Genomic DNA, 295 nt, shown 5'->3' with positions numbered 1-295 from the left:
CTTTCCTGATTTTTCAGCTTATTATCTGGATATATTGAGAAGCCAGTCGATATCGAGATGGGCTTCCAGATGCGCCGCCAGCGCGTCCAGCGCCGCCTCGACGCCGACTTCATAGGCGTGATCGACGCCATCGCCGCCGAGACGGCGCAGCCAGGCGTCGCGCTGGGCGTCGTCGTAATCGTCCCCGGCCAGCACATGGATGGCCTCGCGAAAGATCTCGGCCAGCACCGGGCCGTCCGAGGGCAGAAACGGGCGCAGGCCCGCGTTGAATTGCTGTCCCATGGCTGGCCCTTAT

Annotated in this window: 1 protein-coding gene; it reads right to left on the bottom strand. The window is 62.7% G+C overall.

The annotated features are described in order from the left end of the window. Nucleotides 1–21: 21 nt before the first annotated feature. The gene (locus AC4FS3_RS29180) at nt 22–282 is read right to left on the bottom strand and encodes a hypothetical protein (RefSeq protein ID WP_491023448.1); all 261 of its coding nucleotides are present in this window, start codon (nt 280–282) and stop codon (nt 22–24) included. Between the last annotated feature and the right edge of the window lie 13 nt (nt 283–295).

The organism is Pseudogemmobacter sp. TB195 (assembly GCF_058313095.1).
The sequence above is the reverse complement of the archived record's forward strand: the minus strand, read 5'-3'. Positions and strand labels throughout refer to the sequence as shown.

What these genes read in the sequence shown, in the direction of transcription:
- AC4FS3_RS29180 (WP_491023448.1), bottom strand. Translation starts at nt 282, where the DNA reads ATGGGACAGCAATTCAACGCGGGCCTGCGCCCGTTTCTGCCCTCGGAC.